Annotated in this window: 6 protein-coding genes; all 6 read left to right on the forward strand. The window is 38.5% G+C overall.

Annotated features, from left to right (window positions below):
• Positions 1 to 217: hypothetical protein (locus tag B5X70_RS18425; protein ID WP_234995089.1), on the forward strand; the 217-nt coding region annotated here is incomplete at its 5' end.
• Between the two features lie 357 nt (positions 218 to 574).
• On the forward strand, positions 575 to 2,035 hold the full coding sequence (locus B5X70_RS17135) for a class I SAM-dependent DNA methyltransferase (RefSeq protein ID WP_079559133.1): 1,461 nt from the start codon (positions 575 to 577) through the stop codon (positions 2,033 to 2,035).
• Positions 2,032 to 2,613: a restriction endonuclease subunit S gene (locus B5X70_RS17140; RefSeq protein WP_079559134.1), complete on the forward strand. Its 582-nt coding sequence runs from the start codon at positions 2,032 to 2,034 to the stop codon at positions 2,611 to 2,613. Before B5X70_RS17135 ends, B5X70_RS17140 begins: the two co-directional genes overlap by 4 nt.
• Before the next feature lies 1 nt (position 2,614).
• Entirely contained in the window at positions 2,615 to 3,469 is an 855-nt protein-coding gene (locus B5X70_RS17145) for a DUF3800 domain-containing protein (RefSeq protein WP_079559135.1), read from the forward strand.
• Position 3,470: 1 nt separating this feature from the next.
• Positions 3,471 to 5,855, forward strand: coding sequence for an EcoAI/FtnUII family type I restriction enzme subunit R (gene hsdR, locus B5X70_RS17150; protein ID WP_079559136.1), 2,385 nt, complete (start codon positions 3,471 to 3,473; stop codon positions 5,853 to 5,855).
• Positions 5,856 to 6,227: 372 nt separating this feature from the next.
• Positions 6,228 to 6,477: AlbA family DNA-binding domain-containing protein (locus tag B5X70_RS17155; protein ID WP_143255102.1), on the forward strand; the 250-nt coding region annotated here is incomplete at its 3' end.

The raw sequence follows: 6,477 nt of genomic DNA on the forward strand, positions 1-6,477 counted from the left end.
GCCATTATGGTATTCATATATTGATAAAGTTCTTGATTACTTTAAATCTGATTTAAAAGCAATTACTTTAATAACACTTCTTATAACGATACTCATAACATCAATTATAATGTATTTTCCAATGATTTATTCATTTAGAGACAGATTTTTATCAAGATATAAGAAACTTAATGATTTAAGTGAGTTATTGGATGAATATGAATTAATGAAGAAATAGAATACGGTGTACAACATCATATATAAAATATTGGGGTTTAGATGTTTATACGAACCTTTCTGCCCCGCACCAACTTTTGTAACGGCAGACAAAGACGCACACCGCAGCCCCAACATTTCATATATGTGACCGTTACCGCCAAGTGTAGGAGACCGACACTAACAGACAATTTGCTACATAAAGACAAAGAAAGAAAAACGATAAAATGAACAGCCCACACACAAAACTGCACATTTGCAAGCCCTGACACACAAGCCAAAGCTTCAGCTTGCAAAAGAGCAGTTTTCTTGCCAACGCACCAGTGAATATTTATATATTTGCTTTTTATTAAAATGAATTTTATATAAGGACTAAATAATGTTTGAACAAACTTTTAAAAACATAGACGACATACTTTACAAGGATGCAGGTGCGGACAGTGAATTGGACTATATCGAACAGACTTCTTGGGTTTTGTTCTTGCGATACCTTGACCACTTGGAGAGTGAAAAAGCAGATGAAGCTGCTTTGGAAGACAAAGCGTACGAATACATTTTGGACGAAGAATTCCGTTGGCCAAATTGGGCAATGCCCAAAACTGCTTACGGCAAACTCGACCACCACAAAGCTATGACAGGACCAGATTTGGTCAAATTTGTAGATTATAAGCTTTTTCCCTATTTGGGCGAGTTTAAACAAAAGTCAATCGACAATCCGAAATCAATTGAATACAAAATCGGGGAAATCTTTAGCGAATTAAAAAACAAAGTAAAAAGTGGTTACAACCTACGCGAGATTATTGAAATGGCAGATGAACTGCCTTTTGGAACTGCTAAAGACAAACACGAACTTAGCCACTTGTACGAAACCAAAATCAAAAACATGGGCAACGCAGGGCGTAATGGCGGACAATACTACACGCCACGTCCTTTGATTCGTGCCATGATTGAAGTGATTGACCCTAAAATTGGCGAGAAAATTTATGATTCTGCATGCGGTAGTGCGGGCTTCTTGTGCGAAGCTTACGAGTACATGTACAACCGCATGGAAAAAACCACCGCTAACCTGAAAACCTTACAGGAAAACACCCTTTACGGCAAAGAGAAAAAGAACTTAGCGTACATCATTGGGGTAATGAACATGATTTTGCACGGCATTGAAGCACCAAACATCATTCACACCAATACACTGACCGAGAACATCAGAGACATTCAAGAGAAAGACCGCTATCATGTGATTTTGGCCAATCCACCTTTTGGCGGTAAGGAACGTAAAGAAGTGCAACAAAACTTCGACATTAAAACAGGCGAAACGGCTTCTTTATTCTTACAGCATTTTATTAAAAGTTTGAAATCAGGCGGACGTGCTGCCATAGTTATCAAAAACACCTTTTTGAGCAATGCCGACAATGCTTCTGTTTCATTGCGAAAACATTTGTTGGAGAGTTGTAACGTCCATACAATTTTGGATATGCCCGCAGGTACATTTTTAGGTGCAGGAGTAAAAACGGTTGTACTATTCTTTACAAAGGGCGAACCGACTGAAAAGATTTGGTATTACCAATGTGTTCCAGGCAGAAGCTTGGGTAAAACTTCGCCTTTGAATGATGATGATTTGCAAGAATTTAAAGAATTGCAAAAAACGCTACCTGACTCTGAAAAATCATGGTCAATTGATATATCTGAAATCAATACGAGCAATTTTGATTTTAGTGTTAAAAACCCTAACGGTAAAGTTGAAATGGTTTATCGCTCCTTAGATGAAATATTAGCCGAAATGGAAGCTATGGATGAAGACTCAGATGAAATTTTAAATAATATTAAAGAGAAGTTCTTATGAATGAAATAGAAAGAACAACCTTAGGAGATTCTTGTGATTTTTTTAATGGAAAAGCACATGAAAAAGCCATTGATGCCAAGGGAAAATACATTGTAGTTAATTCAAAATTTATATCTACCGAAGGAAAAATAATTAAAAGAACCAAAAAGCAAATGTTTCCTTTGTTTAAAGACGATATAGTAATGGTGATGAGTGACGTGCCTAATGGGAAAGCATTAGCCAAGTGTTTCATCATTGACAAAGACGATGCCTATTCTTTAAACCAGCGTATTTGCTGTATTCGCAGCAAGGAATTTGATACAAAATATTTGTATTACCAACTCAACCGCCATGAACACTTTTTAGCTTTTAATAATGGTGAAAACCAAACCAATCTTAGGAAGGGAGACATTTTAGACTGCCCCTTAATTAAACCTTCACTTGATGAACAAAGAAGAATTGCTTCTGAATTAGAATTGGCAATGTCGGAGACCAGGAAACTTGAAAACATTTTTCAGAAAAAATTCGATATGGTAGAAGAATTAAGAGCAGCAATTCATAGAAGAGCTTTTGAAAACGAATTAATAGAAATCGAATAATATGCATTTTTTCTACCTTGACGAAGCAGGATGTAATTTGAGAGACCTTCAAAATGATGAAGCTCCAATCTTTGTATTGGGCGGAATTATTGTAAAAGACAAAGGTTGGAATAAAACTCATGGTGAATTTGAAAAAATCATCAATGTCTATTTCAATAACGTTGTTCCCAACAATTTTGAACTGCATTCACACGAATTGCTAAGTCCAAACGGAGACGGTCATTTCGCAGGACATGAAAGGGCAAGCCGTAACAAATTAGCTATTGACCTATTGACTCTATTACAAACTCGTGGACATCAGGTTTTTCTTCATGCCATTGATAAAAATAAACTTCATGCATATGATGTTGCTCCTATCCGAAATAAAGAGCATGTAGAGTTGAAAACGCCTTATTTGCTTTGCTACGATAATGGAATTACAACCATTGAATGGTTTGTAAAAGAGCGTCTTGGTTCAACAGCAAGGGGTATGGTAATCATTGACGAAAAAGACGGATTAAAAATAGAAATAGAAGAACTTACAAAACATAGACGTTTTCATCCAACCAAAACAAAACGGGTTAAATGGATTTCTGAGTTTAGTTATCCGATAGATTCAGAAAAGAATCCAATGGTTCAGCTAAGTGATTTGGTCTGTTTCACAACCAAAAAGTATTTGGGAATAGAAAACGGCTATCATGATGCTTACCCAAAAGTAGCAAAAGAGTTTTTCAGAGATTTATATTCAATAATTGACGACCGCTTAATTAAAAAGGGAATTGTGGCAGAAGAAGGTAGACATGCAGCTGCTTTTAATGATTTTATGAGAGATGTAACTCCTAAGCCAAGAAACGGTTGGAAAACAAGACGGTATTAGCATGAACGAAACCGAAACAAGAGCAGAATTTATTGACCCTGCATTAAAATCAGCAGGTTGGGGCGTTGTGGAAGGCAGTCGCATTCGCATGGAGTTTCCTATTAACAAAGGTCGTTTAATCGGTCATGGTCAGCGAAGTAAACCCGATAAAGCCGATTACATTCTGCAATACAAAAACAGGAATTTGGCTGTCATTGAAGCCAAAGCAAGAGATAAATACTATACCGAAGGCGTGGGTCAAGCCAAAGATTATGCAGGTCGTTTGCAAGTTCGGTTCACATACAGTACAAATGGTTTACAGATTTATGCAATAGATATGCAGGCAGGCACGGAAGGAGATGTAACCGCCTACCCCACGCCTGATGAACTATGGCAAATGACGTTCCCAACATCCAATGAACCAAAAGCCATTGAAATAGCACAATGGCGAGAAAAACTATTATCCGTTCCCTTTGAAGACCGAAGCGGAACATGGCAACCACGCTACTATCAAGAAAATGCTATAACCAAAGTTTTAGAAGGGATTGCCGAAGGTGAACAACGGCTTTTATTAACTCTTGCCACAGGAACAGGAAAAACGGCCATTGCTTTTCAAATTGCGTGGAAACTGTTTCAAGCCAAATGGAATATACATCAAGACGGACAGAGAAGCCCAAGAATATTATTCTTAGCAGACAGAAATATTTTGGCCGACCAGGCTTTTAACGCGTTTTCTGCATTTGAAGAAGATGCTTTGGTGCGTATCAATCCAGCCGACATCAAGAAAAAAGGAAGAGTTCCGAAAAATGGAAATGTGTTTTTCACCATTTTCCAAACCTTTATGAGTGGTCCAAACGACACACCCTATTTTGGAGAATATCCCGAAGATTTTTTTGACTTCATCATTATTGACGAGTGTCACCGTGGCGGAGCAAATGACGAAAGCAGTTGGCGAGCTATAATGGACTATTTCAAACCTGCCGTTCAATTAGGTTTAACCGCTACACCAAAACGAACCATCAACGCAGATACCTACGACTATTTTGGTGAGCCAGTTTATGTCTATTCATTGAAAGAAGGCATCAATGACGGTTTCTTAACGCCTTTTAAAGTCAAACAAATTGACACCACCATTGACGAGTATTTATACACGGATGATGACACGGTAACTGAAGGCGAAATTGAAGAAGGCAAACGCTACACCGAAGCGGAAATAAACCGCATCATTGAAATAAAAGAGCGAGAAGAGTATCGGGTAAAGATTTTCATGAGTTTGATTGACCACAGTCAAAAGACATTGGTTTTCTGTGCCACCCAGTTACACGCTTTGGCTATCCGCGATTTAATCAACCAATACGCAGAAACCAAAAATCCAAATTACTGCCACCGTGTTACTGCAGATGACGGAAAATTAGGTGAACAGCATTTAAGAAATTTTCAAGATAACGAGAAAAGTATTCCAACAATTCTCACCACATCTCAAAAGTTGAGTACAGGCGTTGATGCGCCCGAAGTAAGAAACATTGTATTGCTTCGTCCAGTCAATTCCATGATTGAGTTCAAACAAATTATTGGCCGCGGCACACGTCTTTTTGACGACAAAGACCATTTCACCATTTACGACTATGTAGAAGCATATCGCAAATTTGACGACCCCGATTGGGATGGCGAACCATTAGACCCAGAACCACCGCAACCAAGACCACAGCCACAACCTTGTGAATATTGTGGTCAAAGACCATGTATTTGTGTTAGAGAACCTGAGCCAGCTTGTGAAATCTGCGGATATGTAATGTGTCGTTGCGACTTACCACCAAGACGAATGATAAAAGTGAAGTTGGCAGACGGTAAAGTGCGTCAGTTTCAACACATGATTAGCACTTCGTTTTATAGTCCAGACGGCAGACCAATTTCAGCAGAAGCATTTTTGCATTCCCTTTTTGGAGCGTTGCCCGAACTGTTCAAAAATGAAGATGAATTAAGAACCATTTGGAGCAAACCCGATACGAGAAAGAAACTATTGGACGAATTGACAGATAAAGGATTTGCCAAGCAGCAACTGCAAGAATTTCAAAAGATTCTAAACGCTGAAAATAGCGACTTGTATGATGTTTTGGCTTATATCGCTTTTCACTCAAACATAGTAGAACGACAAGAAAGAGCCGAAAGAGCAAAAATCCATTTCAACGATTACGACCCAAAACAGCAGGAGTTTTTAAATTTTGTCTTAAGCCAATATGTAAAACAAGGCGTTGACGAATTGGACGACACCAAATTGGGCGACTTATTGATTTTGAAATACAACGCAATCGGAGACGCTAAAAAAGAACTTGGCGACATTCCAACGATTAGAGAAACGTTTATAGGTTTTCAAACATACTTGTACGCCAAAAGAGCAGCAATTTGATAGCAACGAACGACATTAAAGCCCACGCTTCACAGCCACACACATTGTCAAGCCGCACGGGCCATCGCTCATACCAAAGCTTGCCAAAGAGTGTGTCTGCTCCAACGCACTGCATACAGAAAGTAGTAGCAAATTGAAAAAAAAATGACTGAACATAAAGAACACCAGGCGGTAACATGGTATAGCCAACAATAGCGGGGCTTGGTGGTAGTTTGGCGTTCGCTGCTACGCGTGGGCTTTTGTAGCGGTGGACAGTGACGAAGCCCGCAAATCCGCTACTGTGGCTATACCAGGAACGTTGCCGTTTATTGCAAGAGAGAAAATTTCACGCTTAAAGCTCATTTTTTCTATCTTTGAATAAAATGATGAAAAATGGCAGAAAATCAAAATATTGAATGGAAAGAATCGTGGAGAGACGAGTATCTAAAATGGATATGTGGATTTGCTAACGCCAAGGGTGGTTCAATAATTATCGGGAAAGATGATAAGGGAAAAATAATTGGTGTAAAGAATGCGAAAAGACTACTTGAAGATATTCCCAATAAAGTCAAAGATGTATTAGGCATAATCGTCGATGTAAATTTACACGAAACCGAAAATGGTGAATATTTAGAAATTATTG

Source organism: Alkalitalea saponilacus (assembly GCF_900168165.1).
Taxonomy (GTDB): Bacteria; Bacteroidota; Bacteroidia; order Bacteroidales; family Marinilabiliaceae; genus Natronoflexus; species Natronoflexus saponilacus.

Excerpts from the sequence above, each read along its gene's own strand:
- B5X70_RS17135 (WP_079559133.1), top strand. The coding sequence starts at position 575 with ATGTTTGAACAAACTTTTAAAAACATAGACGACATACTTTACAAGGAT.
- B5X70_RS17140 (WP_079559134.1), top strand. The coding sequence starts at position 2,032 with ATGAATGAAATAGAAAGAACAACCTTAGGAGATTCTTGTGATTTTTTT.
- B5X70_RS17145 (WP_079559135.1), top strand. The coding sequence starts at position 2,615 with ATGCATTTTTTCTACCTTGACGAAGCAGGATGTAATTTGAGAGACCTT.
- hsdR (WP_079559136.1), top strand. The coding sequence starts at position 3,471 with ATGAACGAAACCGAAACAAGAGCAGAATTTATTGACCCTGCATTAAAA.